Origin of the sequence: Saccharopolyspora endophytica, assembly GCF_018070075.1 — a bacterium.
GTDB classification, from domain to species: Bacteria; Actinomycetota; Actinomycetes; order Mycobacteriales; family Pseudonocardiaceae; genus Saccharopolyspora; species Saccharopolyspora endophytica.
In genome coordinates this window covers 251,349-276,501 of the sequence record NZ_JAGPXE010000011.1, presented here as the reverse complement: position 1 = coordinate 276,501, position 25,153 = coordinate 251,349, and the positions used below count along the sequence as shown (strand labels likewise).

The 25,153-nt window shown below is 67.5% G+C and carries 24 protein-coding genes; 15 read left to right on the top strand and 9 right to left on the bottom strand.

Annotation, left to right across the window (positions count from 1 at the left end; all coding sequences use genetic code 11):
* Positions 1-343: DUF6766 family protein (locus KBO27_RS24535; protein ID WP_210972236.1), on the top strand; the 343-nt coding region annotated here is incomplete at its 5' end.
* Between the two features lie 363 nt (positions 344-706).
* On the opposite strand, the gene KBO27_RS24530 is transcribed toward KBO27_RS24535, so the two are convergent.
* Positions 707-1,159 (bottom strand): hypothetical protein, encoded by a 453-nt coding sequence (locus KBO27_RS24530; RefSeq protein ID WP_246537911.1) that lies wholly within the window; start codon positions 1,157-1,159, stop codon positions 707-709.
* Positions 1,160-1,512: 353 nt separating this feature from the next.
* Between KBO27_RS24530 and KBO27_RS33935 the strand changes: the two genes are divergently transcribed.
* The 5 genes from KBO27_RS33935 (at position 1,513) to KBO27_RS24505 (ending at position 5,812) form a co-directional block, all read left to right on the top strand.
* Entirely contained in the window at positions 1,513-2,187 is a 675-nt protein-coding gene (locus tag KBO27_RS33935) for a YbhB/YbcL family Raf kinase inhibitor-like protein (protein WP_246537910.1), read from the top strand.
* 132 nt (positions 2,188-2,319) lie between these two features.
* Positions 2,320-3,213, top strand: coding sequence for an oxygenase MpaB family protein (locus KBO27_RS24520; RefSeq protein ID WP_307870590.1), 894 nt, complete (start codon positions 2,320-2,322; stop codon positions 3,211-3,213).
* 579 nt (positions 3,214-3,792) lie between these two features.
* Complete coding sequence (locus tag KBO27_RS24515; protein WP_210972235.1) at positions 3,793-4,275, top strand: DUF4383 domain-containing protein; 483 nt, start codon at positions 3,793-3,795, stop codon at positions 4,273-4,275.
* 252 nt (positions 4,276-4,527) lie between these two features.
* The gene (locus KBO27_RS24510) at positions 4,528-5,259 is read left to right on the top strand and encodes a DUF2267 domain-containing protein (protein WP_246537909.1); all 732 of its coding nucleotides are present in this window, start codon (positions 4,528-4,530) and stop codon (positions 5,257-5,259) included.
* Between the two features lie 34 nt (positions 5,260-5,293).
* Positions 5,294-5,812 carry a hypothetical protein gene (locus KBO27_RS24505; protein ID WP_210972234.1) on the top strand — a complete coding sequence of 173 codons (519 nt, stop codon included), beginning with the start codon at positions 5,294-5,296 and terminating at the stop codon, positions 5,810-5,812.
* Between the two features lie 312 nt (positions 5,813-6,124).
* On the opposite strand, the gene KBO27_RS24500 is transcribed toward KBO27_RS24505, so the two are convergent.
* Positions 6,125-6,886, bottom strand: a complete 762-nt coding sequence (locus tag KBO27_RS24500) for a class I SAM-dependent methyltransferase (RefSeq protein WP_210972233.1) — start codon at positions 6,884-6,886, stop codon at positions 6,125-6,127.
* A 137-nt stretch (positions 6,887-7,023) separates the two neighbouring features.
* Positions 7,024-7,530 carry a MarR family winged helix-turn-helix transcriptional regulator gene (locus tag KBO27_RS24495; protein ID WP_210972232.1) on the bottom strand — a complete coding sequence of 169 codons (507 nt, stop codon included), beginning with the start codon at positions 7,528-7,530 and terminating at the stop codon, positions 7,024-7,026.
* Positions 7,531-7,676: 146 nt separating this feature from the next.
* Between KBO27_RS24495 and KBO27_RS24490 the strand changes: the two genes are divergently transcribed.
* Both KBO27_RS24490 and KBO27_RS24485 read left to right on the top strand, forming a co-directional pair.
* Complete coding sequence (locus KBO27_RS24490; RefSeq protein WP_307870589.1) at positions 7,677-7,898, top strand: alpha/beta fold hydrolase; 222 nt, start codon at positions 7,677-7,679, stop codon at positions 7,896-7,898.
* Positions 7,899-9,143, top strand: a complete 1,245-nt coding sequence (locus KBO27_RS24485) for a sensor domain-containing diguanylate cyclase (RefSeq protein ID WP_210972231.1) — start codon at positions 7,899-7,901, stop codon at positions 9,141-9,143.
* An 82-nt stretch (positions 9,144-9,225) separates the two neighbouring features.
* Here the strand turns inward: KBO27_RS24485 and KBO27_RS24480 are convergent, their stop codons facing one another.
* A complete protein-coding gene (locus tag KBO27_RS24480) occupies positions 9,226-11,148 on the bottom strand; it encodes an acyl-CoA dehydrogenase family protein (protein WP_210972230.1) in 1,923 nt (640 codons plus the stop codon).
* Between the two features lie 482 nt (positions 11,149-11,630).
* Here KBO27_RS24480 and KBO27_RS24475 point away from each other — a divergent pair, with 482 nt between their 5' ends.
* From KBO27_RS24475 to KBO27_RS24460, 4 genes are all read left to right on the top strand, one after another.
* The gene (locus KBO27_RS24475) at positions 11,631-12,239 is read left to right on the top strand and encodes a hypothetical protein (RefSeq protein WP_210972229.1); all 609 of its coding nucleotides are present in this window, start codon (positions 11,631-11,633) and stop codon (positions 12,237-12,239) included.
* Positions 12,240-12,432: 193 nt separating this feature from the next.
* On the top strand, positions 12,433-12,870 hold the full coding sequence (locus tag KBO27_RS24470) for an FHA domain-containing protein (protein WP_210972228.1): 438 nt from the start codon (positions 12,433-12,435) through the stop codon (positions 12,868-12,870).
* A 270-nt stretch (positions 12,871-13,140) separates the two neighbouring features.
* Positions 13,141-14,433, top strand: coding sequence for an Nramp family divalent metal transporter (locus KBO27_RS24465; protein WP_210972227.1), 1,293 nt, complete (start codon positions 13,141-13,143; stop codon positions 14,431-14,433).
* Positions 14,434-14,729: 296 nt separating this feature from the next.
* On the top strand, positions 14,730-15,725 hold the full coding sequence (locus KBO27_RS24460; RefSeq protein WP_210972226.1) for a TerC/Alx family metal homeostasis membrane protein: 996 nt from the start codon (positions 14,730-14,732) through the stop codon (positions 15,723-15,725).
* A gap of 371 nt (positions 15,726-16,096) precedes the next feature.
* Here KBO27_RS24460 and nhaA read toward each other — a convergent pair whose 3' ends face one another.
* The 3 genes from nhaA to KBO27_RS24445 form a co-directional block, all read right to left on the bottom strand.
* Positions 16,097-17,350, bottom strand: coding sequence for a Na+/H+ antiporter NhaA (nhaA, locus tag KBO27_RS24455; protein ID WP_210972225.1), 1,254 nt, complete (start codon positions 17,348-17,350; stop codon positions 16,097-16,099).
* Positions 17,351-17,518: 168 nt separating this feature from the next.
* Positions 17,519-18,718 (bottom strand): site-2 protease family protein, encoded by a 1,200-nt coding sequence (locus KBO27_RS24450; RefSeq protein ID WP_210972224.1) that lies wholly within the window; start codon positions 18,716-18,718, stop codon positions 17,519-17,521.
* A 75-nt stretch (positions 18,719-18,793) separates the two neighbouring features.
* Positions 18,794-19,945 carry a PucR family transcriptional regulator gene (locus KBO27_RS24445; RefSeq protein WP_307870588.1) on the bottom strand — a complete coding sequence of 384 codons (1,152 nt, stop codon included), beginning with the start codon at positions 19,943-19,945 and terminating at the stop codon, positions 18,794-18,796.
* A gap of 418 nt (positions 19,946-20,363) precedes the next feature.
* On the opposite strand from KBO27_RS24445, the gene KBO27_RS24440 reads away from it, so the two are divergent.
* Entirely contained in the window at positions 20,364-20,651 is a 288-nt protein-coding gene (locus KBO27_RS24440) for a DUF3040 domain-containing protein (protein ID WP_210972223.1), read from the top strand.
* A gap of 464 nt (positions 20,652-21,115) precedes the next feature.
* Entirely contained in the window at positions 21,116-21,322 is a 207-nt protein-coding gene (locus tag KBO27_RS24435; protein WP_210972222.1) for an MbtH family protein, read from the top strand.
* Positions 21,323-21,544: 222 nt separating this feature from the next.
* Here KBO27_RS24435 and KBO27_RS24430 read toward each other — a convergent pair whose 3' ends face one another.
* Positions 21,545-22,468: a sulfotransferase domain-containing protein gene (locus KBO27_RS24430; protein WP_210972221.1), complete on the bottom strand. Its 924-nt coding sequence runs from the start codon at positions 22,466-22,468 to the stop codon at positions 21,545-21,547.
* Positions 22,469-22,777: 309 nt separating this feature from the next.
* The gene (locus tag KBO27_RS24425; RefSeq protein WP_210972220.1) at positions 22,778-23,809 is read right to left on the bottom strand and encodes a methyltransferase; all 1,032 of its coding nucleotides are present in this window, start codon (positions 23,807-23,809) and stop codon (positions 22,778-22,780) included.
* 171 nt (positions 23,810-23,980) lie between these two features.
* Here KBO27_RS24425 and KBO27_RS24420 point away from each other — a divergent pair, with 171 nt between their 5' ends.
* Positions 23,981-25,147: a glycine amidinotransferase gene (locus tag KBO27_RS24420; RefSeq protein WP_210972219.1), complete on the top strand. Its 1,167-nt coding sequence runs from the start codon at positions 23,981-23,983 to the stop codon at positions 25,145-25,147.
* Positions 25,148-25,153 lie beyond the last annotated feature (6 nt).

The following is a 25,153-nucleotide window of genomic DNA, read 5'->3' as shown; positions in this document are numbered from 1 at the left end:
CCGGTCCTCGTCGTCATCCTGCGATGCTGTCGTGTCGCCGTCGGTCACGATGATCCCCTTCCAGCCGAAAGCGGACGCTTCCAGCCTGTCGGATCACCGCCCCACACACAAAGATCAGGACACTCCCGCCCAGCACGGCCAAACCTTCCAGTGGGCAAGCTTCCTGTACCAATTTTTCTCGGCGACCTTCGAGAATTGGCAATCCGAATGGCTGCAGCTCATCTTCCAGGCGATTTTGCTGATGGGCGCCAAGCACTGGTTGTTCCAGGCGGAAGCCAAGGACCTCGAACGTATCGAAGACAAGCTGGACGACGTGCTCTCGCAGCGTCGTACTTTCGAATGAGCGCACTGCACCGCGCGCTGGCGGTCGGACGCGAGGTGTTCCGGGGCCTTCTCCCTCTGTTCGGTGCGCTCGCACGTCGAGTCACGTGAGGGGCGCCGCCGGCGCGGCGAGCATTTCCGGCCGGTATAGGCCGGCGATATCTCGAACGGTCTGCTGCGCCCCGATCGGTCGCAGCCGTCCCTAGTAGGACGGAACACCCCCGCTGGCAAGGAGATGAGATCATTTCGGCCGCGTTGCGGCGTGGGAGCTCGACCGGGCGTTGCCCGTCTTCACCACGCGCCACGAGCGGGCCGGCTGCGCAAGCGCGGTTTCGCCGAGTCGGTGCCGATGCCGCGGTGGACAGTGGGCACGGCGACGCCGGCCTCAGTTCGGGGGTGGGGGTGGCCCCACGTTGGCGTGACGTCCGGGTACGCGTTGCGCGTGGCGCTGCCCGGGTCCCGGGCCGGTGTGCGCGGCGAGTCGGTCCGCCACGAGTCCTGTGGTCACCGCGTACACGGTCTTGTGGAACAGGTCGACGGCGAGTTCATCACGCGGCCACGTCCACGGCGGGGCACCGACTCCGGTCGCGTTCTCCAACGTTTGGTCGTTGGTCAGGCGCACGACCGCGAACATGGCGGAGGATAAGGGCCCTCTCAAACCGGCGTGGGCCATGGTGCCGCGGAGAGCTCCGAGGAGGATCCCCTGACCTAGGTGCATGAGGACGTTCATCCCTGCTGGTTCCCGCGCCGTACCCATCAGGCCTGCCAACGTCGCACCCGGCACGTGGGAGTTCGGGCGGCCGGTGAAGCGCTGTTCGAGCTTCTCGCTGAGCGTCATGGCAGCGACGCCGACGGTACCCGCCACGAGACCGTGCACAGCCCCCCGCCGGAAGACCTCCATCGAGGTCCGCTGCCGGCTCGGCCGGGGACGACGCCACATCCTCGCACGCATGCTTGAATTCCCATCCGGAGGTTCCACAGAAGCACCCCCGCCAGTGCCTCACAACTGCGCGAGTCCCGCAATCGGCCGTCGACGTGTCGCCTCGACTGCCACTGAGGAATCCCCTCCGCGCAATGCCCGCATCGGACAGGAGGACGGGCGTTTCACCACCGGAGCGCGCGGATACTCGCTGAGTGAGTTCACGCCGACCACCCGGCCGATTCGACCGGGTGTCGAGAGGGAGTGCGGTCATGCCGGAACCCGGAAGCCACCAGTACGACGTCGCGCGCGCCCGGCGCCGCAAGGAGCACAGCGACGAGGGCATGTCGGACGAGGCCGCCGACCGGGTCACCCAGCGCGAGCTCCAGCGGGACAACCCTCCGCGACGGCCGGCGGACGATCGCGCGGAAGGCCCGCTGGGCGAGAGGCCGTCGGGCGAGCCCGGCGGCAAGGGACGCGAGCGGGACCGGGAAGGGGGCGGCATACACCTCCGCAGCAGCACCTTCAACGACCACGACGTGCTCCCGCGCTGGTGCAGCAAGGACGGCGAGGACATCGCGCCGACGCTGGAGTGGGACGGTGTGCCCGACGACGCCGTTGAGCTCGCCGTCGTGTGCGCGGACCCGGACGCCCCGAACGGCACGTTCCTGCACTGGCTGGTTTCGTCGCTGCCACCCTCCGTGGACCGCATCGACCACGGCGAAGCACCCGGGCGTGCGGTGGAATCGCGCAACGACTTCGGTGAGTACGGCTGGTCCGGTCCGATGCCACCGGTCGGCGATGCCGCTCACCGGTACTTCTTCCACGTCTTCGCCAGCAACCGGCCGCTGAACCTCGGCGCTGAATCCGGACTGGACGAGCTGTACCGCGCGTTGGCCGACAGCGAAGTCGCACGAGGAACCATCGTCGGGCTGTACCAGCGTTGATTCCTCACCGCGCGCGGCTCCCGGTCGTCGACGACCACACCTGAGTCCGCTGCTCCGGCGGGCAGCCGGGGCGCCGACACCGATCCGCTCGCGCCCTGGCGTCCAGTCCGGTGGGAGGCCCATGCTGGTTCCGTGACGTCGGAGAAGGTGCTGGGCCCGCTGACGTTGCTGCGGCAGCGTTGGGGAGCCGCGCTGTTCGAACGCGTCGCCGGCTCCGACGGTCCGGCCAAGCGGGCCCGCATCCACGGCCTGCCGGGCCCGCGCTGGTTCTCCGAGGACCGGCCGATCCGCCGGGTGCACGCCGATGCCGCCATGTTCGTCGGCGGGCTGCGGGCGCTGCTGCTGCAATCGCTGCACCCGCTGGCCATGGCGGCCGTGGCCGCGCACTCCGGTTACCGGGGAGATCCGTGGGGGCGCTTGCAGCGCACGAGCACCTTCCTCGCGGTGACGACCTTCGGCACCGCCTCCGACGCGCAGGACGCGGTGGCCACCGTGCGCCGCGTGCACCGGAAGGTGCGCGGCTCGATCCGCGATGGTCGGACCTACCGGGCCAGCGACCCGCACCTGCTGGGCTGGGTCCACGTCGCCGAGGTGGACAGCTTCCTGCGATGCCACCAGCACTACGGAGCGGTGCCGCTGGACGACGACGCCTGTGACGCCTACATCGACGACATGGCGCGCATCGGCACCGCGCTCGGCGTCGTCGATCCACCGCGCGACCGCGCCGAGCTGGCCGCACGGCTCGCGGCCTACCGCCCGGAACTGCGGGGCACACCCGAAGCTCGGGCGGCCGCTCGTTTCCTGCTGCTCGATCCGCCTGTGCCGGTGGTCGCCCGGGTCCCCTACGCCTTCCTGGCCTCCGCGGCGGTGGCAGAACTGCCCGTGTGGGCGCGGTGGCCGCTGCGCCTGCCCTACCTGCCGGTCACCGAGGCGACGGCGGTCCGCCTCGGCGGGCACGGCATCGTGGGCGCGATCCGCTGGGCGATGACGGCCCCTGCGCAGGCGGCCGGCCCGGATCGGGGCTGAGCAGGCTCGCGGCGGTGCTGTCCACGATCGCGCCACCGCCGAGGTCTCCTCGGGGGACGGCGAGGAGATCGAGTCGCATGGTGTTGCGGTGTTCTTAGCATCGTCGGAGATCGCATTCGCACCGATTCGAGGTGATCGTCGAGTACCCACCTGGGGTGCTCCGTGTGACTGCCGCACGCGCTCCTGGAGCGGTCCTGACCCGCGTGCGCGAGTGCCTCATCGAGCGGTATCACTGGCTGCCGGTCTAAGCCGGCCTGTCCCTGGTGTCACTCGAAGAGTGCGTGGCGCGTGCCCCGGCCGGTTGGTCGCCACCGCGGGATCCCGCTCGACTTCCCCGACGGCATCGACGTGGGCGAGCACACCCCGATTCCATCCTCGCGACGGTGCACCCCTCCCGGTTCTGCGCGCCGCGGACCGCGAGGCGGCGTGCCGCCAGTTCCGGGACGACCTCCGCGCCGTGGTCGATGCCCCCGGGTGATCGAGCTCCGGGCGACATGGCGAGCCCGGCTGCGCCCCGCCTTCGTTTGCCGCCCACGCGCTCGGGTATGCCTTGGCCGAAGACTAAGAGGAGCGCAGGTTTTGGCAGAACGCGTCACTGGTCCGCTCGGGTGGAGGCTCGTCCACGCTGCGGAGGGCGTGCTGCTCATGGTGCTCGGGGCCGCGGGACTGATCGCGCTGACGGTGCCACCGGAGGACCAGCCGCTCGTGGTGTTCGAACTCAATCCGGCGCATGCCGTTCTCCTGCTCGTCACCGGTGTGCTCGCCGTGGTCTCGACGTGGTCGTTGCGCACGATCCGCTGGTTCGCGGCAGCTGAACTGGTCGTGTTCCTGGTTCTCTTCCTCTACGGCACCGCCCAGAGCACGGCGAACGAGTCGAGCACGATCTTCGCCCTCGACCCGCCGGAGAACTTCCTGCACGCCGCGCTCGCGTTGCTGGGCTTCATCGTCCTCTGCGGCGCTTACGTGGTGCCGGGGTCGGCGGGCCGGCGGCGACTGATCACCACCATGCATCGCCCGAAGGCTCGCGAGGCCAGGAGCGGTGAAGAAGACACGCCGCGGTAGATCCGTTCAGCCGCGTGGTACCACGATCCTGCGATCTCGAAGCGCCATCGGGTCTCCACCAGCCACCCACATGCCGTAACCAGCTCGCTTCCGGAGGTGCAGCAGGCCCTCCAGGCTCAGACTGGGACGCGGAATGGTCGTCGCAGCGGAGGGACAGCGCGGTGTGCGGCACCGTCGAGCCGTTTGATGGGTCTCCCCGTCGGGCACCTGTATGCATGAAACGCCTATCCGATGTGGCCAGTTGGGTTGTGGATGATCGTGTCGGCCCAGTACCAGGAGTTCACCGACGGTGTGATGCGACGCGCCGGCGTTGCGACGACGCAGGAGGCTCGCGAGGCGAGCACCCATGCGCTCGAGGCCCTGGCGCAGCACCTCGACGGCCTGGACCGAGAACAAGTGGCCTCGGTGCTGCCGCCCACGCTCCGCGACGCCATCGTCGGGGAGAGCTCCACCCCCGAGGGCAGCACAGCGCCCGATCTCGTGCAGGAGATGTCGCGCCGTGCGTCCTGCCCACCCGAGAGGGCCCGATACCTGCTGGAAGCGGTCCTCTCCGAGATCGTCACCGCCGATCCGGCCTTGGGCGAATCGCTGCGCCACCGCTTGCCGCAGGAGTTCGCACCGCTGTTCGCAGCGCCCGGTCAAGGACCACCGCCGGACTTGAACGCCGCGGCTGCCGAGGACAAGCCACGCCCGCTCGATCCGGACGAGCTCGAGCGGGCCTTGGACCAGTTGGAGAACTGGCGCGGCTCCACAGCTGGGATCTCTCGCGAGATTTCCTTGCCGCAGGACCGCCAGCGGCCGTTGCTCGCGAGAGTGCGCGCAGCCGAAGAAGAGTTGTCGCACCACGTGAACGTGACGCACCCGGGCGCCGAACTCGTGCGGTTCGAGGTGCGCACGCGTTCCCTGGGAAGCGTCACGGAACTCGACATGCGGCTGGCCGCGCGTATCGATGAGGCGATCCGTGCTGTCGGTTCCGGTGGTTGAGCGGAACACAACTTCTGCTGAGAGGGGAACGCTCGTGCGGTCTTTGGATATCTACCTCAACGACCACTACGCGGGTGCGGTCGTGGGCGTCGAGCTGGCTCGGCGACGCACGCGCGGGGCTACGAACGAGGAAGAGGCTCGAAGCCTGCGGGAGCTCACGGCAGAGATCGACGAGGACCGCCGTTCGCTGCGGAAGATCATGGCATCCCTCGATGTGGACGTTTCGTTGCACAAGGCGTGGGCCGCCTGGATCGGCGAGCGCCTGACCCGGCTGAAGGCCAACGGCTCGGTGTTGACCGTCTCGCCCCTGACGAAGCTGATCGAGTTGGAGTCGTTGCGGCTCGGCGTCGAGGGCAAGGCCAGTGGGTGGCGTTCTCTTCTGGTCGTGGCGCAGCACGACAGCAGGCTCGATTCTGCGGCGATCGAGCGGCTGCACGAACGCGCTCAGGGCCAACTCGAAGTGCTGGAGGGACTGCGGATGCACCACGCGACGGAGCTGCTCAGCGGCGCGGACCCACGCGCCGGCATGGACAGCACCGAACCCGCACGGTGAATCTTCGCCCGTGCCACATCCGCTCCACCGAGGTGGTAATGCGCTGCACGCCGTACTGGGCGTAGCCGCAGGGGCCTTTGCGGGTGTGTGCGACGTTGTCTTCGAAGTGCTGCAACGTGTCCCAGCACGGCCTGGCGGTGCAAGTCGAGGATCTGTTCCCGGGTGGTCTCATCGGACAGTGCCCAGGTGACCGACACGATGTGAGCGGGGCGAAGACGAGATCGTAGCTGCTGATGCGGGTAGCCGGGTGTCGCTCCAGCAGGTCTCGCTCGTGTGGAAGGTGGAGACCTGCTGGGCATGCTCTGTCGATCGTCACGGTTTCTGCGCGTGCAGGACGCGCATGCCGTTAGGGCTTGTTTCGTGGTGGCGGATGTGGAGGCCGGCGGTGTTGCACTGGTCGCCCAGCCATTGGGGGGAGATCCGGAGCTTGGGGTAGCTGCTGACCTGCAGGTTCCACGTGTTGTTGTCCTGCGTGTACAGGAGGTCGTGGATCTGTGCTGTGTTTTCGTCGATGAAGTCGAGGAAGCAGGTGAGGACCCGGTCGGGGCTGCTGCGCACGGGAATGAAGCGGTCCGGGCCGTGGAGTTCGTGGGTGAGGTCGCGGTAGGTGGCGACGAAGCTCCCGCCGGGGCGCAGCGATGTGGCCACGTCCGTGATCAGTTCGCGGACATCGGTGTGCGTGGGGAGATGCGGCAGTGTGTCGCCCATGCACGCAATGGCCGTCGTCGAGTCGGGCTCGGTGATGCGGGGGAGAACACCGCGGATGTCGTCGTGAACCGGCTGGATGGTCGTGGTGGAATCGTGGCGGGCATGTTGCCGGAGCTCATCGAGCAGGGCGGCGCTGGTGTCGACTGCGGCGACCGAGCTGTAGCCGAGGCGTGCGAGCGCCAGAGTCTGCGGTCCAGGGCCACATCCAAGGTCAACCGCGGCGGCATGCTCGTCTGGGGCGACGGCCAGGCCCAGATCACGGAGCAGTTCGGTCTGCGCGGTGGCTAGTGCCTCGATATCGCCGCCGAGCATCCAGGTGTAGTGCGCGGCGAGCAGGCGATCGTAGTGATCAATCGCGGCGGTCATGGGCACTTTCCTCTCCATCACGTTCGAATGAGGTCAGGCGATGCGGGGTGGGCTCTCCGCCCGTTCGAGCCGAGTGTCACCAGGGCAACGGCGCTGACGGTGACCGAGCTCGGCCAGACACGTGCCTGCGGGCGTGGTCATCCCTTGGGCGTGTCGAGCACCGAGGAGTGGCCGAGCGCAGATTCGCCGGTGAGGACCCAGGCGGCGAGATCGGCGAGGTAGAAGTTCGTCCGGGCCCCAGCCAGCGCGTCGCCGAGCGCGACCCGGTAGGTCTGCGCGGCCTCCTCGTACCGCCGCCGCCCGGCTGGCGTGATGCTCGCGGCGACCGCGCGGCCGTCGTCGACCGCGGCGGTTCGTTGTGCCAGCCCCCGTGTTTCCAGCCGGCCGACCAGGCGCGTGACGCTGCTGTCCTTGAGGCCGATGCGCTCCGCTAGCTCACCCATCCGCAGAGGGTCGCTGTCGGACCTGCTGAGCGCGCACAAGGCGCGGTAGTCCGACAACGGCAGCCCATGCCCGTGCTGCAAAGCCTCGTCCAGTTCCTTCTCAACGAGGCCCAGAAGCCGTACCGCCATGCACCATCGTTCGTCCTGCATGTCATCGGCGGCGAGCCGTGCGTCCTCGTTGCCTTGTTCTGAAGCGGCCACGCCCATGACAATATCTGCTTGCACAAGCAGATAAAAGGCGTAGTCTGCGGCAGGAACGGACGATCAACGGGAGGCCCGGTGAGCCGGTTCGCGGTGGGCGGTGCGACGCTCGCGTTCGATGATGTTGGTCCTGGAGGGCGACTCCCGTGGTGTTGATCCACGGTCACCCGTTCAATCGCACGCTGTGGGCTCCGCAGACCGACGCTCTTGTGGCGGCGGGGTACCGGGTGATCACGCCCGACCTGCGCGGTTACGGGGATAGCACGGTGCGAGATCACCCGCTGCAACCCGGCCCGAAGCTCGCCTGCGTCGCTCGCTCGGGCGCCAGCGTTGTCGAGGTGGCCTGGCTGCGGCGTATGGTCTGCTGAATGGGTGATGACGCGTCCCCGCTTCCGTTCGATGCGATCTGGCGGCAGGTCGTGGGGCCCATCGCTGTGCTCGATCTCCAGGCACGTCATGTCGACGTGAATCCCGCTATGTGCCGCATGCTCGGTTATGACCGAGACGAGTTGATCAAGCGGGATCCGGTCGATGTGATCCATCCCGATGACGAACCGGTGGGGCGGCAGAACGTCGACCGACTCCTCGCCGGCGAGTTCGACAGCTTTCCGGTCGAGGTCCGTTTGCTGCACTCCGATGGCAGCGTCCTCTGGGTTCTGGTGCAGACCTCCTTGATCAGGGACGACGAGGGTGCACCCGCGCTGGTCGTGTGCCAGTTCCACGACATCACCAGGTACCGGGAACTGCTGCTGCTGTGGCGTCAGACGGTGAGCAACGCGCCGATCGGAATGGCGCTGTTGGATCTGGACGGGAGATGGACCGAGGTCAACGAGAAGTTGTGCGAGCTCGTCGGCTACGACCGGGAAGAGCTGGTCGGCAGTCCGTGCACCGGGCTGGTCGATGATGCCGAGGACCAGTCTCAGCACCGTTCCGCACTGACCGCACTTCGCGAGGGCCGGGAAACTTCGGCGACCTTGGAGGTGCGGTTCCGCCATCGTGACGGGGATCAGTTCTGGCTCTTGACCCGCCTGAGCGTGGTGCCCGGAGCCGATGACCAGCCCGTGTACTTGGTGGGCCAGTACGAGTCGCTGGGCGGGGGAGCGAGGCTGAGCGAGGAACGTCTGGACCGGCTCACCAGGATGGCCCTGCACGATCCGCTGACCGGTCTGGCCAATCGCGCTCTGTTGATCGACCGCCTCGAACATGAGCTGGCCGAGCTCGGGGAACGGGGAGGCGTGCTGGCTGTGCTGATGATCGACCTGGATCGGTTCAAACCGGTCAACGACCGGTACGGGCATCCGGTGGGCGACCAATTGCTCATCGCCGTCGCGCAGGAGTTGATCAGCGCGGTGCGGGGGACGGACACCGTTGCACGCTTCGGAGGTGATGAATTCGTCGTCGTCGCGCGGGTGCCGGACTTCGCCGAGGCCGACGCGTTGCGTGACCGCGTGGTCCAGCGGCTCGTCAGCGACGCGGTCGTGTGCGGGCGGTCGCTGAGCATGTGCGCGAGCGTTGGGCTTTCCACGACGCAGAATCCCAAGACCCCGGGACATTTCTTGATCGGCAGGGCCGATCAGGACATGTACCGCGTCAAGCACCGCCACCGCGGCTGAAACCCCGTTGGCGCGATTCCGGGCCCCGTTTCTCGGCGGCCGAAACCGCCCGCAGTCCTGCGCTTTGGTGCGGCACGGCGGGCTAGCCGCTGACGATGCGTCGGTGGTTCTGGCGCTGTGATGGTCCGGGTTGCGCCTCGGCGATCCACGGGCCGTCGATGGACGCGTCGAGAACGCCCTCCTCCAGCCATTGGTGCCGGTTTTCGAGCACCTGGCGGGCGAGCACCCGGTCGTCGGCGTCGGTGTTGCGCCAGAGGCGCCCGAACAGGTGCTCGACGCGCCGTCGGGACTGGTTGCAGAAGGCGTCGGCCAGCTCGATCGCTGAGTCGTCCTGGGCGTCCGAACGGGCGTAGACGCAGCTGGCGCTCATCGCGTACAGCTCGGCACCGATGTCGACGATGCGGCCGAGGAACAACTGGCGGTGCTCCAGTCGGCCCTGCCAGCGCGACATCCCGTAGAAGATCTGCCGGGCGAGGCGCCGGCTCGCGCGTTCGACGAAGCGCAGGTGTTCGGCGAGCGGCCCGTGTTCACCGAAGCCGGACGGCACCTGGCCCTTGCCGGTCAGCAGGCTTGGTAGCCACCGTGCGTAGAAGGCACCTGCGCGGGCCGCGGCGCGCGCCTTGTGCTGCAGGTCGGCCTTGGGATCGATGATGTCTCCGGCCACCGACAGGTGCGCGTCGACCGCCTCGCGGGCGATCAGCAACCGCATGATCTCGCTGGATCCCTCGAAGATCCGGTTGATCCGCATGTCCCGGAGCATCTGCTCGGCGGGCACTCCGCGTTCGCCGCGTGCGGCCAGCGACTCCGCTGTTTCGTAGCCGCGGCCACCGCGGATCTGCACGAGCTCATCAACGACCTGCCAGGACAGTTCGGTGCTGAAGAGCTTGGCCAGTGCGGCTTCGATGCGGATGTCGTGCCGGTCGGCGTCGGCCAGTCGACCGGACACGTCGAGCACGGCCTCCAAGGCGAACGTCGTGGCGGCGATGAACGAGATCTTGCCGGCGATGGCCTCGTGCTCACCGATCGGCCGACCCCATTGGACGCGTTGGGAGGACCACTCGCGTGCGATGCGCAGGGACCACTTCGATGCCGCCGTGCACAGCGCGGGCAACGAAAGCCGTCCGGTGTTGAGCGTCTTGAGGGCGATCTTGAGTCCATCGCCCTCGCGGCCGATCCGGTTGGTGGCGGGTACGACCACGTCGTGCAGCCGGGTCACGCCGTTCTCGATGCCGCGCAGGCCGAGGAAGGTGTTCCGGTTCTCGACGGTGATGCCCTCGGCGTCCGCCTCGACGACGAACGCCGTGATACCACCCCGATGTCCCTCCGACTCGGGTACTCGCGCCATCACCACGAGCAGGTCTGCCAGCACGCCGTTGGTCGTCCAGAGCTTGACGCCGTTGAGCGTGTAACTGCTGCCGTCCGAGTTCGGGACCGCCCTGGTGGCCAGCCGCGCCGGGTCGCTGCCGACGTCGGGTTCGGTGAGCAGGAACGCGGTGATCTCGCGAACGCAGCGCGGCAGGAATTCCTGCTTCTGCTGCTCGGTCCCGAACATCTTGACCGGCTGCGGCACGCCGATGGACTGATGTGCCGAGAGCAGGGCGCCGATCGAAGGATTGGCCGTGCCGACCAGCATCAGCGCGCGGTGGTAGTACACCGCGGGCAGGCCGAGACCGCCGTAGGCGCGGGGGATCTTGATGCCGAAGGCGCCGAGGTCCTTCAGCCCGTTGATCACCTCGTCCGGAATCCACGCGTCGCGCTCGATCTTCTGTCCGTCGACCTTCGTCTCGCAGAACACGCGCAGCCGTTCGAGGAACGCCTCTCCCTCGACCGAGATCTCACCCGCGGGAAGCGGGTCGATCAGGTCGATTCGCAGCCTTCCGAGGAACAGCTCCTTTCCGAAACTCTCGCGGTCCCAACGGGATTCGCGGGCCTGTTCAGCGACTTGCCGAGCCTGCTCGGCGTTGACCCGCATCTCGTCCTCGTGAACGTCTTCCACCTTGGTCATCGTCGACTCCCAACGCACTGGGGCTGGGGCTGGTGTCGGACAAGACAGTACTGCCGGCGGGCAACACGCGATACTTCGCGAATGCGACAAAAACTCGAAGAGGTCTCGATCATCAGATCATCGACGCTCCGAGGACTACTGCTCCGGTGTCATCTCGGCCGCAATGGCTACCGAGCGTGTAGACCGCCCACTCCGTCGAGTGGGTATTGGTTAACGATGCAGGTATTTCCTCATCTGGGTGGAACTACTTCCGGATAAGAGCGCTGCATTCCAAGATCGGGCTGGGATCCGATGCTCGGTGAGGGCGCGGCGACCGGCCGGATGTGGGCGAGCGGCACAGAACAGTCCGCGATGGCGTGAACCGTATAGCGCGAAGTGGTGACGCGGGCTCGCAGCCGGGCATTCGCCGTTGTCGGCTGGGAACCCAGTGGTCGTACGAAGCTCTGCACCGGCGTGTGCGTGACGAGAATGCGAGGGGCGCGGTGGACCTGATTCAGGAGACTCAACGGTCGCTGTATGCAACGGTTGGCGCGACTGCGTGGATGGTGGGGGTGCTGCGTGATGCGCCCGGCTGGGTTGGTCATGCGTGGCGGGAACGCGATCAGGTGGTGTATCGGCTCGGCGGCGCTTACGAGGCCCTCGCGGAACGCGGGAAGGCCGTCATGGGCGGGGCTCAGCAGGAGCTCGAAGTGGGAGCCCGCGAGCTGGACCAAGCCGCGCGCCGGGTCCCCGGGGCCGCCGAGGCTGAGGGGGCGGTCGTGGGGGCTTTCATCGGTGAGGCAGACCTTCCGATTGCGCACTACGACACACTCACGGCGGACGGGGTCGTTCACAAGTTGCCGGGATTGACCCAGTTCGAACTGCGAAAGGTCCGCGGCTACGAAACGCGCAACCAGGACCGGGTGACGGTCATCGGGCGCATCGACAAGCTGTGCGAGGAGCAACCCTGGCCGGGCTACGACGAGATGACGTTGGACGAGATCCTTCCGAAAGCGCGGGAGTTGCCCGCTGAGGAGCGGACGGACCTGGTCCATTACGAGCGCCGGCACAAGAACCGCCGGACGATCACCGATGCTTTCAGTCACGCCTGAAACGTTCTGAGGTGAGAGCCCCCGTGCCTTCGGAGGCTTTCCTTCGAGTGGACGGGCGGAGGCTACTTGCGGAGAGCGGGGAGGAGAAGGGTCGAAAGGCCCGGTCGGTGGGGGGCTGTGGACTGCATGCTTGTGCTGGTCCTCGGTGTGAGGACCGCTTCCGCACCGCAGCAGCACAGCGAGGAGAACGCTGATGGGGCAGAGCGCAGAGATCGCCGGGCTGTCCGGCGAGGCCACGTTGCAGAACGCGGTGACCGGGCGCGGGCCTTCCGCCACCGCACCCTTGACGGCGCTGATCCCCTCGCCGCGTCCGGCGGGGGAGGGCATGCGGCTGGTCGTCAGCCGTGGACCCGACAAGGGTGTTGAGATCGTGCTCTCGCTGCCCGTGACCGTGATCGGGCGGCACCGCGATTGCGACATCGTGGTCGATGATGTGACGGCGTCCCGGTATCACGCCGAGTTGGAGGTGCGGAACGGCCGTTGCGTCCTGGTCGACGGTGGTTCGCTCAACGGCACCTTCGTCAACAGGCGCCCGGTGGAGTGCGTGGAACTCTCCGAGGGTGACGAGATCTGGGTCGGCACGGCCCGGTTCACCTTCCACGCCGGTCCAGCGGTGAACGCTCAGCGCTGACCCGATCGCCGGCGATCATGGGCAGATCGCCGGGTGCTCAGGTCGGTGGCCGCTCGCCGGGCCGCGGCCAGGACCGACCCCACGCGGTGGTACTCGCCCTCCAGGCGCGCTTCCCCGTGGGCTCCGACCGCGGGGATCCGCTCCCGCAGCAGTTCCTGGAGGTCCCCGGCGATCACGGTTGGTCACGGCGACCGGATGGTCGTTTCTTCGAGGTTTCAGTTCGGTCGAGCTCGATGTTGATGTCCGCCATGTCGGGTTACGTTGCTCGGTATGACTTCTGACGCGGACTCCTCAGGCGTCGGCGAGCCCAGGCCGACGTGGGGCGCCAGGTTCAAGCAAGTCGGACCGGGCATCATGGCCGCGGCCACCGGAGTGGGGGCTGGTGACCTGGTGGCAACCCTGGTCGCGGGTTCTCGCTACGGGTATGCGCTGTTCTGGGCGGTGATCCTGGGCACCGTGTTCAAGCTGGCGCTCGGGGAGGCGGTCGGCCGTTGGCACCTGGCGTCCCATCGCACGATGCTCGCGGGCTGGCGGACGCTCGGGCGCTGGGCGGTCACCTACTTCGGCATCTACGCCGTGGTGTGGGGCTTCGTCTACGGGGCCACCGCGATGTCGGCTTCAGCGCTGCCGCTGAACGCGCTGTTCCCGGTGCTGCCGGTCAGCGGCTGGGCGGTCCTCTGCGGCTTGGCGGGTCTGGTGCTGGTCTGGTTCGGCCGCTACGCGGTGTTGGAAAAGCTCATGACGGTGCTGGTCGGCGTCATGTTCGTGACCGTGGTGGGCACCGCGATCCTGGTCGGCCCGAACCTGGTGGAACTCGGTGCGGGCCTGGTGCCGAGGCTGCCGGAAGGCTCCGTGGCCTACGCGTTGGGTCTGATGGGTGGCGTCGGGGGCACCATCACGATGGCCGCCTACGGGTACTGGACCTTCGCGAAGGGTTGGCGCGCGCCGCGTTGGATCCCGTTCATGCGGACCGACAACGCGGTCGGGTACCTCACCACCGGCATCTTCGTGGTGGCGATGCTGGTGGTCGGTGCGGAAATCCTGCTCGGTCACGACCTGACCGAAGGCGACAAAGGTCTTTTGACGCTCGGCGAGACGTTGGCCGCGGATTATGGGCAGTGGGCGCGCATCCCCTTCCTGGTCGGGTTCTTCGCGGTCGCCTTCAGCTCGATCATCGGGGTGTGGAACGGCGTGAGCCTGCTGTTCGCCGACTGGTGGCGCACCTGGCGGTTGCCGAAGGACGCTCCGCCGGAGACCTCGGAGGACTACGACCACAAGGCCGGGATGCACAGCACGCCCTACCGGGTCTACCTGCTGTGGGTGACCTTCCCGCCGATGTTGTTGCTGCTGCTGGGCAAGCCGTTCCAGCTGACCGTCGTCTACGGGGTGCTGGGGGCCTTCTTCATGCCGTTCCTGGCGGGCACACTGCTGGTGCTGCTGAACTCGAAGACGATGATGCCGGCAGCGCACCGGTCCCGGTGGTTGTCGAACGGCCTGCTCGGGCTCTGCCTGCTGCTGTTCGTCGGTGTCGCAGTCAACGAGATCATCGAATTGTTCGAGTAACACCTGCTACACGGGCTCGTGCCGTGGCCTCCCCGCGTTGGAGGCGACGGCTTCCAAGCGTGAAGGCGTCTGACTGAGGAGCCTGAGCGGTGCGGATCGACCACGTGGTTCAGAGTGGTCCCCGGTTACCGGGCTGATCCTTTTTACAGCTCGTCGTTCAGGGGCAATACTGGCGAGGGGGGAGTACTTCCGCGGGTACTGCTGGTCAGCACGGGCATCTTCGATGTCCCCGGCAGGCCGCTCGGACAGCAGGGCGAAGGAGACCCCGAACCGCCACGCGCTGTTCGGGAGTTGTCATGCCCAGTCATGTGATCGCGTCTGCTGATCCGTCCGTGGGTTCTGCCTGGATGTGGGCGATCAGCATCGCCGTCCTCTTGGGGCTGCTCGCCCTTGATTTCGCCATCACCCGCAAACCCCATGAGGTCCGACTCCGAGAGGCTCTCGGCTGGTCGGTGTTCTACGTCGTCCTACCTCTGCTGTTCACTCTGGTGCTGTGGGCCTGGTACGGCGGGACTCCGGCTCTGGAGTTCTTCACCGGGTACGTGGTCGAGAAATCCTTGTCGGTCGACAACTTGTTCGTCTTCATGATGCTGTTGGCCGGGTTCGCCGTCCCACCTGCCCTGCAGCAGCGCGTGCTGTTGTACGGCATCGTCGGGGCACTGGTGTTGCGTGGGATCTTCATCGCCTTGGGTGCTGCTCTGCTGCAGGCGGGCACCTGGGCCTTCCTGCTGTTCGGCGCGATCCTGTTCGTCACGGCGGTCAAGATCCTGCGCGAGGCCCTGGCCGGGACCGCGTTCGACCGCGACGTCTCGCAGCTGAGGTCGGTGCGCTTCCTGCGACGGCTGATGCCTGTCACCGACGACTACCGCGGGCCACGGATCACGGTGCGCGAGGCGGGACAGCGGGCGTTGACGCCGTTCGCCGTCGTGGTGGTGGCGGTGTTTGCCACCGATGTGGTGTTCGCCGTGGACTCGGTGCCGGCCGTCTACGGCATCACCGAGGACCCGTACCTGGTGTTCGCCACCAACGCCTTCGCTCTGCTCGGGCTGCGCGCCCTGTACTTCGTCCTGCACACCGCGCTGGCCAAGCTCACCCACCTCAACCACGGCTTGGCGATCATCCTCGGCTTCATCGGTCTCAAGCTGGTGCTGCACTGGGCGCACGGGGTGTGGCCCGCAGTTCCGGAGATCCCCACGCCGATCTCGCTGGTGGTCATCGTGCTCGTCCTCGCGACAGTCACCGCGACCAGCCTCTACGCCCGCCGTTCTCAAGACGTCAAACCCGGGAGCTGACCATGCTCACCACGTCCGTGCTGGAGCTCATCGCCACCGGGATGGTGCTGACCGCGCTCGTGATCACCTGCGCGGTGCTGTCCTCCGCCCGGCCGCCGCGTGGACCCCACCACAGCTGACCACGCGGCAACGGGGAGGCGTGTCCGACAACCGGCAAGGCCAACGCGGCGAGGTGCGTTGATGCCTCGGAGCACCAAGGCGTTCAGATCTGCTCGGCACACCTCGCGACCTTCGTGCTCGGTCGTGGCGCAGTCGAGCGCGACGATCGTGGAGGCGTCCCAGATGTGGGCGTCGACCAGGTCGATGACGACCCTCGCGGCGATGACGGGTCGACGCCCCTGACCGCAGCCGGGAGCGGCGACTGGGATCTCTCAGTCGCCGGCCGTCTTCTCCAGGCGCTGATACACCTTGTTGCGGGCGCTCAGGATGATCGATGCGAGCAGGGCGGCGAGCAATGAGCCCGCGAGGACCGCGGTCTTGACGTGGTCGGTGCGCGGATCACCGGTGTCGAAGGCGAGTTCACCGATCAGCAACGAGACGGTGAAGCCGATGCCGGCGAGCAGGGCGACGCCGGCGAGGTCCCACCACGACATGCCCGGGTCCAGGCTTGCGCGAGTGAACTTGGCCAGGACGAACGTCGACCCGAAGATGCCGATGAGCTTGCCCAGGACGAGCCCGGCGACCACGCCGAGAGCGACCGAATCGGTGAGGGCGGAGCTCAACCGGTCACCGCTGAGCGATACCCCTGCGGCGAACAGCGCGAACAGCGGGACGGCGATCCCGGCCGAGATGGGCCGCCACTTGTGCTCGAGGCGCTCGGCAATGCCCTTCGGTTCGTCGTCACGGGCCAGGACGGGGACGGTGAATCCGAGCAGGACTCCGGCGATGGTTGCGTGAACGCCGGAGGCGTGGACGAAGAACCACGCCAGCAGCCCCAGTGGTACCAGGGCCCACCACCAGGTCTTGCGCAGCTGGACCAGCAGCCCGAACAGGGCGAGGGGCACCAGCGCGGCCGCGAGCATGCCCGGGTGGAAGCTGTCGGTGTAGAACAGCGCGATGACGGTGATCGCCAGCAGGTCGTCGACCACGGCGAGGGTGAGCAGAAAAGCGCGCAACGAGGTCGGCAGGTGTGAGGAGAGGACTGCCAGTACTGCGAGCGCGAAGGCGATGTCGGTGGCCGTGGGGATGGCCCAGCCCCGAAGCGCTGCTCCGTTCGTGCCGATGTTGAGGGCGAGGAAGACCAGCGCCGGTGCGATCATTCCGCATACCGCTGCCACGATTGGCACGGCGGCAGTCCGGGGGTCGCGCAACTCGCCCGAGACGAATTCGCGTTTGAGCTCCAAGCCGATGACGAAGAAGAAGATCGCCAGGAGTCCGTCCGAGGCCCAGTGCGCGATGTCCAGGTCGAGACCCAGGGCGGCGCCACCGGGCCACGGCACGAAGGACCGTGCTGCCTCGTAGGTGTCGTGCCAGGGCGTGTTGGCCCAGATCAAGGCGATCCCCGCGGCGAGCAAGAGCAGGCTGCCGCCTACCGTCTCCGTCCGCAGGACCTGCGCCAGGGTGCGGGCCTCGGGGCCCGAGATGCGGGCGAGCAATGTGCGAGTGGACGTGCGCTCGGCGTTCATGAATAACCCAACTGATCGGCGTCCTGCGTTGACCTCGCCGACCAGACTTCCCGGCACACCTGCCGTGAGATTCTACGTGAACCGTCCTGCATCCGTCTGGTGCCCTTCGGGCGCCCACCGGAGGGCCGCGGACGAGCACCCAACCACCTTCTTGCCGTGCTGGTGTTGTCACCGCGGGCCTTGTTGCCCCGGGTACCACCAGTTCGGAGGTGGTTCTGTTGTTTCCGGGCCGGGTGCGACTCCGGGCAGGGCAGCGGGCAGGCCGCGTTCAGCAGCGGCGCGGTTGATGTCCGACGGAGCGATGATTCCGACCAAAGCTCTGCCGGACAGGACCAGGACGTGCCCGTCAGTGGTCGCGCTGAGGCGGGCCAGCAGTGCTGAGAGCGGCTCGTCGGGTCGGGCGGTGGGAACTCGTTCCATCGGCTCCGCGATCTCGCGCAGCGTCGTCGTCGAACGCTCGGCGTCAGGGACCGCGCGCAACCGGCGAAGGCTGATCACCCCTTCGGCCGCTCCGGAGGGGCCCAAGATCGGCATCTGGTGGTGCCGCGGCGGGGCCGATCCGCGCAGGACCCCTTCCACGGTCGAGTGCCCGGAGGCGGTTTCGACCGGGCGGGACATGACCTCGCCGACGAGCGTGCCGGCCAACGCTGAGGCGATGCGGGCCTGGTGTGTTTCCGCGCCGGCCATGGCCAGCAGGAATAGGCCGAGGAGGATGGTCCACAGTCCCTCGGTTGATTGCCGAAACAGCTGGACGACGCCGCCGAGCACCAGCAGGCCGCCCAGCCCGAGCCCAGCGCGTGCCGACCACAGCGCAGCTTGATACCGGTCACCACGCCACCACCACAGCACCGCTCGCAGCACCCGGCCACCGTCCAGGGGCGCTGCAGGAAGGAGGTTGAACACCGCCAGCACGACGTTCAGCAGCGCCAGGTAGCCCAGGACCGCCACGACCAGCACGTGAGCATCTGCGAGGTGCACCAGCCACCCCAGCAGGCCGAACACCAAGGCCAGCGCACCGCTGGTCATCGGCCCGATCCCGGCGATGCGCAAGTCCGCGCCTGGTGTGCGTGCCTCCCCGCGCAGCTGTGCGACTCCGCCCAGTAGCCAGAGGGTGATGCCGTCGACGTCCACGGCGTTCCTGCGGGCGACGAGCGCGTGCGCGAGTTCGTGGGTCAGCAGAGAGCCCAGCAAGAGCGTGGCGGCGGCCAACCCCGCGAGGGTGTAGCCGACTGGTGAATGTCCGGGGAAGGCCGCGGGGAGTTGAACGGAGGCGAGACCGACCGCGACCAGCGCGACGATGCCCGCCACGCTCCAGTGCAGTCCTACCCGCACCCCGGCGATGCGCCCCAAGGGGATCGTTGCGTTCATGGCTGCGCTCCGAACCAAGCTGCCGCCCGGTCTGAGTCCCAGTGTGCCCGACTGCGAGCCGGAGGTGGCAGTGCGTCATCCGCTGGGGGCCAGCGGGTGCGCGGGCCAGTCCAGCAACCGTGCCCCGAGCACGGCGGCCTCCAGCGTGAAGCGCTGGCCGGGATCGGTAGCCGAGTAGCCGGTCAGCTTGCTGACGCGCTCAAGTCGGTAGACCACCGCACGAGCGCTCAAGTGCAGTGCTCGGGCAGCGCCGGGGACGGTGCCGTGCGAGAAGTAGGCATCGAGCGTTTCGACCAGGGGTGCAGCACCGCCTCGGGTGTTGTGCAGTGGCCCGAGGACCGTGGCGATGAGATCGCTCATGGCGGCCCGATCCCGGAGCAGGACTTCGAAGACGAGGAAGTCCGTGGCCTCGACCACGCGGTCGGCGTGGCGCAATCGCTCTGCGAGGTCGATGCTCCGGCAGGCTTCGCCGAACGAACGCAGCACGCCTCGCGGGCCGCGGTGGGCCCGTCCCACGCCCACTCGGCAATTCCGAGGGCCGGTCGAGGTGACCTGCTGTGCGAACTCGGTGGAGGCTTCGGGCAGCGAGCTGGGAGCGATGCAGACCAGGCGTTCGTCCTTCGTGATGATCAGGAGATCGTGCTCTCGGAAGCGACTTGTCATGGTTGCACTGACCGTTCGACTCGCAGGTGTCGCTTCGCCGAACGGCTCATCGGCTTTCGCGACGGTGACGATGTGCGCCTCCGCGAGGCGCAGGCCGAAGCGTTGAGCGCGTTCGGCGAGCCGGCCGAGATCGCTGCGTTCGGAGAACAGGTCGTCGATGAACTCACGGCGGCCCGCTTCTTCCTGCCGCAGGGCGATGTGGTGGGCGGTGTCGTATCCCTCCGCGAGTGCGACGACGGCGTCCGAGGCAGCTTGGAAACACGCTTCGACGAGAACGGTTGCGGCAGCGATTCCGGGCGTGGCCAGCTCTCCCCACACCATCCGCGTGCTGCCGAGGTAAAGATCGAGCAGCGATCGGAGAGCAACTCCACGCTCGGCCGCCTGCCTCCCCGCCTCGCGGCGACTGGCCAGCTCGTCGCCGGTGAGCCGGCGTCCGCTGCTCAGAACGGCGGCGAGCATCTCCGGATAGCCATCGAGATACCGCGTGGACACCCCGGCCATCTGGCCGGCCGATTTGGTGATCATGGAAAGGTCCGGGCCTCGATCCCGCGCTTCGGTGGCCACGTTTTTCCTCCAACACGTTGCACGAGCCCTGCAATGAAGCACCGCAGATAGTCGTCAGAGGACACCATTGTGGGCGGAAACGTGCAGTGTCAGCATTTTGGACGATGCACTACAAGCACCCCGAGAACCGAGTTCGACAGGGAGCAGATTGGCGAAAGGGGTGATCATGACCGCCGTACCGGACACCGATCGGAACGGGTCGGACCGATCGGGCAACGTTTCCACAATTCGTCTCATCTGTGATGGCTGCGGCAGGGCCCAGAGCGACGTGATGGTGCACGGCGATGTGTGGCCGGGCATCTGGCGGCGCAGCTATCGAGACGGTTGGCGCGGTACTGCCTGGTCGTTCGGTCCGCACTACTGCAGCGATTGCAGCGGTCGCTACCAGCGTTGAAACGGGCTGCATCGGAGGCGCGTCATGTTGAGCCGAGACGAACGGCGACGGTTGAGGGAGATCGAAGACTGGTTCGTCTCCGACGATCCCGCGTTCGCCGAACGCGTGGCCACCGGGCCGATGCCTTCGTCCACGCAGCGGCGATTCCTGAGAACATTGATCGCGACCGGCATCGTGATCGTAGTCTTCGGCATCGTCCTGGCCGTCCCAGCATTGATTTTCCTCGGACTTGCCTGCACGCTCGGCGCAACCGCGCTCAGCGTGTGGCGGCGGCAAGACGAGTCCCGTGACGGCCACGAGCGAGACCACTAGCTGCTCACTGCCGGCAAGATCGGCCTGTGTTGGAGCGCCAACGCAAGACCCGGGTGTCGGCGTGGCTGAGCGTCGTACGGGTTTCCGCAGGTCAGATCCTGTGGGAGCCCTCATTTTTCTGTTCTTGTCCCGCTTCTCGTGGTCAAGCATGCCGCTCATGGACACCTTCACTGCGGAGTTGTGGAGTGGCTGTTTTTGATCTTGGCAAGATCATCGAGGGCTTGTCGCCGGTGCCGTGTACCTGCGCGACTGGTCATCACCGGCTGCATCCCTCCGAACATCGGATGCAGCCGGGGCTGCTGGAACGAACCCGGGTTGGTCGCCGGTGAGGAGGGCGGGTCGCTTCGGTCGCCCGAGATGTTGTAACGGCGGTGGTCACGGATTCCTGGTGGGGCGGTCGGTACGACGATGACGGGGTCTGCGGTGAACCGGTGTGCAGAGGACTCAGAAAGGCGGTGAGCGGGGTGAACCCGTTCGATGATCCCGATGCCACGTTCCTGGTGCTGATCAACGATGAGGGGCAGCACTCGCTGTGGCCCGCGTTCGCCGATGTGCCCGACGGGTGGCGCATCGCTCACGACCAGGACACGCGCGCGGCCTGCATGGCCTACGTCGAGGAGAACTGGACGGACCTGCGTCCCGCGAGCTTGGTCGAGGCCATGGGCGGCTGACCAACGAGACCACGGACGAGCGGCCGGCCCGTGGCTGCGCGCTCATGTTCACCTCGTGCTGTTCTTCCCCGGCCAGGAGAACCTGACCCGTAGGGGTCTTCGCCAAGCGCTTCGGTGACGTCGAGGTTCCCCCGTTCTTGCCGAGGGTGAAGGAGCGACCGGCGGGCTACGCGGATCGAGTATCCGCGTAGCCCGCCGGTGGTGGCTGGCCGGAAAGGCACCTCAAGCGGGTGGTTCGGGGCTCAGCCAGTCCAGGAACGGCTGCGGAGCCAGCGCGCTGACCCGCTTCCGGTACGCCTCCAGATCGTCCTCGGTCAGGACGTCGCGTCCGGCGCCGGAGCGCCCTCCGTGGAAGAAGTCCGACGGGTTCACCAGAACCTCCTTGTCCGGTGCCACCCAGTCCGCGCGGGCCTTCATCTCGTCGAAGGTCGCGGCCTTCACCAGCTCGGGGCGGTTCGCCTCGTCCAGCGGGATGCCGAGCCATTCCGCCAGCGATGCCATCTGGCCCTCCAGGTCGGCGGCGAGGTCGTCGTAGTGCATCAGCCGCACGTTCGGCTCCGCGCGCCGGTTCCAGGCGTCGAGGGGATGGTGGAGTTCGGCCGCGGCGATGTCCCGGTTCTCCTCGTCGGACGCCCCGGGAGTGCACCAGTTGAGCAGCCACTCGCGCACGGGAGGAAGCGTCAGCGGGGGGCGGTGCGAAGACTGCTCGTCCGGTTCGTTCTGGAAGGCGCGCAACCACTCCGCATGGATGTTGGTGGCCTGGTGGTACAGCGACAGCGCCCGGTCGAGGGGATGCCGGGCGACCACGATGTAGCTGACGCGCGGATCGAGCGGAAGGCCGTCGAGCGGGACGTGCGTCTTGATGACGCGGCGGTGGTCCTGCTCGGCCAGCTTCGCGTACATCTCCTCCTGCGAGACGAACAGCTGGTCCAGCCACGGGGACAGCGTCGACAGGGGTTGCGGCAGCTCGGGCTCCTGGAAGATGAGCAGTGCGCACATCATCTGCACCCACGTCGTGCCGGACTTCGCCGGTGCGCTGATGACGATGTCACCATCGCGCAGCGGGAAGTCGTCCCAGCGAGCGCTGTCCTGTTGCGGCGAACGGTAACGGCGACGCTCGTTCGGGGGCAGGCCTGGAAGAGTCATGGTGGGGCATCCTCAACGGACGAAGGCAGATCTCCTCCAGCCTCCCGCCGTCGTCGTGCGCGCACATCCGAGATGGCCACCGTTACCGTCGCACTAAGCCCTGCTGATGAATGCGTCGGAGCCCCTGCTGTTTCAGGTGTGGGACTCAGCCGGCACCGCCGCAGGTTCTGATCGGCTTCGTGGCGAGTACGCCGGGACGCCGTGTATCGGCATACATCAGGAGCGGCGCACGGAGTCCACGGAGCCGACCAGGTTCTGCTACCCGCACCGCCAAGCAGAGCAATTCCTCAACACGCACTGGCCCGGTCGTTACGGTTTGACGGCTGTGGTCAGCCCGTGCTCGTAGGGGAGGCCGCTGGTCGTGCCGACCTGCTCGAAGCCGGCCTGGCCGAGCCAGCGTTCGTAGTCACGTGCCGGGTAGGCCATGCCCCGGCCGCTGACGAGGACGTTGAAGTACAGACCCAGCCGGGCGCCGAAGATCCCGTCCGTCTCGTCGTCCGACACGTTGTAGCCGTAGAGCAACACCTTGCCGCCCGAGGGCAACGACGCGTGGGCCTTGCGGAGCAGCCGCAGGATGTCGTCGCCGTCGAAGATCTCGAGGACGTGGCTGAACAGAACCGCGTCCGGCCCCTCGGGGAACGGGTCGGTGAAGATGTCGCCCGCGAGCAGGTCGACCCGATCCGCCTGCGTGTCCTCCGCGAGCCGCGAGACGCTCGGCATGTCGAACACCGTCGACCGCAATCCCGGGTAGCGCGCGACCAGCCGCGCCGACGTGCTGCCGTCGCCGCCGCCCACGTCGAGGACGTGCCGGATGTCGGCGAACACGGGTTGGTCGACCAGCGCGTCCACCGAGCGGAGCGTGAACGCGGTCATCGCGCGGTGGAAGACCTCCTCCAGCTGCGGATCGTGCGCCAGCCGCTGGTAGAGGGTCGGTTCGTCGCCGGGGTGCGTGTCGAGGGCGGTGTTGGTCCCGGCCCGCAGCGCGCCCGTCATGTGGACGAACGCCGGGTAGTACACCTCCTTCCAGCCGGTCAGGATGTGCCGCCAGCTGTCCGGTCCGTCCGAGGCCAGCAACTCCTCGGCGACGGTGGAGTTGTGGTAGCCGCCGTCCCTGCGTTCCAGCAGCCCGGTGGAGCACACCGCCTGCAGCAGGACGCGCAGCTGGTGCGCGGGCAGTTCGCTGAACGCGCGGATCTCGTCGGCTTCGGCACCCGGTTTCTCGGACAGGAAGGCGAAGATCCCGATCTCGGCGGCGGTGGTGACGGCGTTGAACAACGCCGGTGCGTTGACGAGGAAATGGAACCGGTCGAGAACCGGGTCGTCCTGGTGGAAGTTCTGCATGAGTCTCCGCACTCCCCGCGCGATCGTGATGTTCGAAAAGACCTCCGATTTCATATCAGGAAAAATCGGTGCGGTGGCGCTTTCGCGACCGTAACGGCGGTGAACGCCGGTGCGGTGGTCAGGGGGTTCGCGGATTATCGGGTCACCCCCGATCAATAGGCGGTGTCCTGCGTGCATTTGAACAGCTTTGACGAGTGGTCACCCTTGCGGGAAGTCGTCGTCGGATCCGCGGAGAATTACGTTTCGCACGAGAGGGAACTCTCCTTCGATCTCTTCTTCCACGACAACCTCGTGCACGACAACGCCGAACAGGGGGGAGCCGGCCGTTCCGAGTGGTACTACCCCCGGCTGACCGCTGGCGGCGGCGAAGCGGGCAGGCAACGCACGCCGGTGGCTCGGCGCTACGTCGACGAGCTGAACGAAGACCTGGAGGGACTCGCCGACACCCTGCGCTCCCTCGGTGTCACCGTGCACCGGCCGCTCCCGCTGTCCGCCGACACCGGGGAGGTCGCGACACCGGCGTGGTCGGCTTCCGTCGTCCCGCCGCTGAACCTCCGCGACAACACCCTCATCCTCGGTGATGAGATCATCGAGACCTCGCCGATGATCCGCTCCCGCTACTTCGAGACGCAGTTCCTCAAGCCGCTGTTCCGCGACTACTTCCGCGACGGCGCGCGCTGGACCGTCATGCCGCGTCCGATGATGACCGACGCGTCCTTCGACCTGTCGTACGCGCGCACCGCGACCGTCGGCGGGCCCACCGAACCCATCGAGGACCCGCGTTCCTCACCGTGGGACGTGGGACTGGAGATGATGTTCGACGCCGCGCAGTGCCTGAGGCTCGGCAACGACATCGTCGCCAACATCTCCACCGAGAACCACGCGCTCGGCGTCACCTGGCTGGAGCGCCACCTCGAAGGACGTTTCCGCGTCCACCGGGTGCACGAGCTCAGCGACAGCCACATCGACAGCATGGTGCTCGCGCTGCGCCCCGGCCTGCTGCTGGTCCGCTCCGACGCGGTGGCCGACAAGCTGCCCGACCCGCTGCGCCGCTGGGACCGGATCGTCGCGCCCACACCGCAGGAGAACAACTTCCCCCGCTACGACTCCGACGCGCTCATCCTGACGAGCCCCTTCATCGACCTCAACGTGCTGTCCGTCGACGAGGAGACCGTGCTGGTCAACGAGGCCAGCCCGGAACTGGTCCGGGTCTTGGAGGACGCGAAGTTCACCGTCGTCCCGGTGCGCCACCGGCATCGGCGGTTGTTCGGCGGCGGCTTCCACTGCTTCACCCTCGACACGGTCCGCGACGGCGGGCCCGAGGACTACCTCAGCTGACCCGAG

Coding starts and splice junctions, on each gene's coding strand:
- KBO27_RS24530 (WP_246537911.1), bottom strand. CDS start 1,159: ATGACGCTCAGCGAGAAGCTCGAACAGCGCTTCACCGGCCGCCCGAAC.
- KBO27_RS33935 (WP_246537910.1), top strand. CDS start 1,513: ATGCCGGAACCCGGAAGCCACCAGTACGACGTCGCGCGCGCCCGGCGC.
- KBO27_RS24510 (WP_246537909.1), top strand. CDS start 4,528: ATGATCGTGTCGGCCCAGTACCAGGAGTTCACCGACGGTGTGATGCGA.
- KBO27_RS24500 (WP_210972233.1), bottom strand. CDS start 6,886: ATGACCGCCGCGATTGATCACTACGATCGCCTGCTCGCCGCGCACTAC.
- KBO27_RS24485 (WP_210972231.1), top strand. CDS start 7,899: ATGGGTGATGACGCGTCCCCGCTTCCGTTCGATGCGATCTGGCGGCAG.
- KBO27_RS24480 (WP_210972230.1), bottom strand. CDS start 11,148: ATGACCAAGGTGGAAGACGTTCACGAGGACGAGATGCGGGTCAACGCC.
- KBO27_RS24470 (WP_210972228.1), top strand. CDS start 12,433: ATGGGGCAGAGCGCAGAGATCGCCGGGCTGTCCGGCGAGGCCACGTTG.
- KBO27_RS24465 (WP_210972227.1), top strand. CDS start 13,141: ATGACTTCTGACGCGGACTCCTCAGGCGTCGGCGAGCCCAGGCCGACG.
- KBO27_RS24460 (WP_210972226.1), top strand. CDS start 14,730: ATGCCCAGTCATGTGATCGCGTCTGCTGATCCGTCCGTGGGTTCTGCC.
- nhaA (WP_210972225.1), bottom strand. CDS start 17,350: ATGAACGCCGAGCGCACGTCCACTCGCACATTGCTCGCCCGCATCTCG.
- KBO27_RS24450 (WP_210972224.1), bottom strand. CDS start 18,718: ATGAACGCAACGATCCCCTTGGGGCGCATCGCCGGGGTGCGGGTAGGA.
- KBO27_RS24440 (WP_210972223.1), top strand. CDS start 20,364: ATGTTGAGCCGAGACGAACGGCGACGGTTGAGGGAGATCGAAGACTGG.
- KBO27_RS24430 (WP_210972221.1), bottom strand. CDS start 22,468: ATGACTCTTCCAGGCCTGCCCCCGAACGAGCGTCGCCGTTACCGTTCG.
- KBO27_RS24425 (WP_210972220.1), bottom strand. CDS start 23,809: ATGCAGAACTTCCACCAGGACGACCCGGTTCTCGACCGGTTCCATTTC.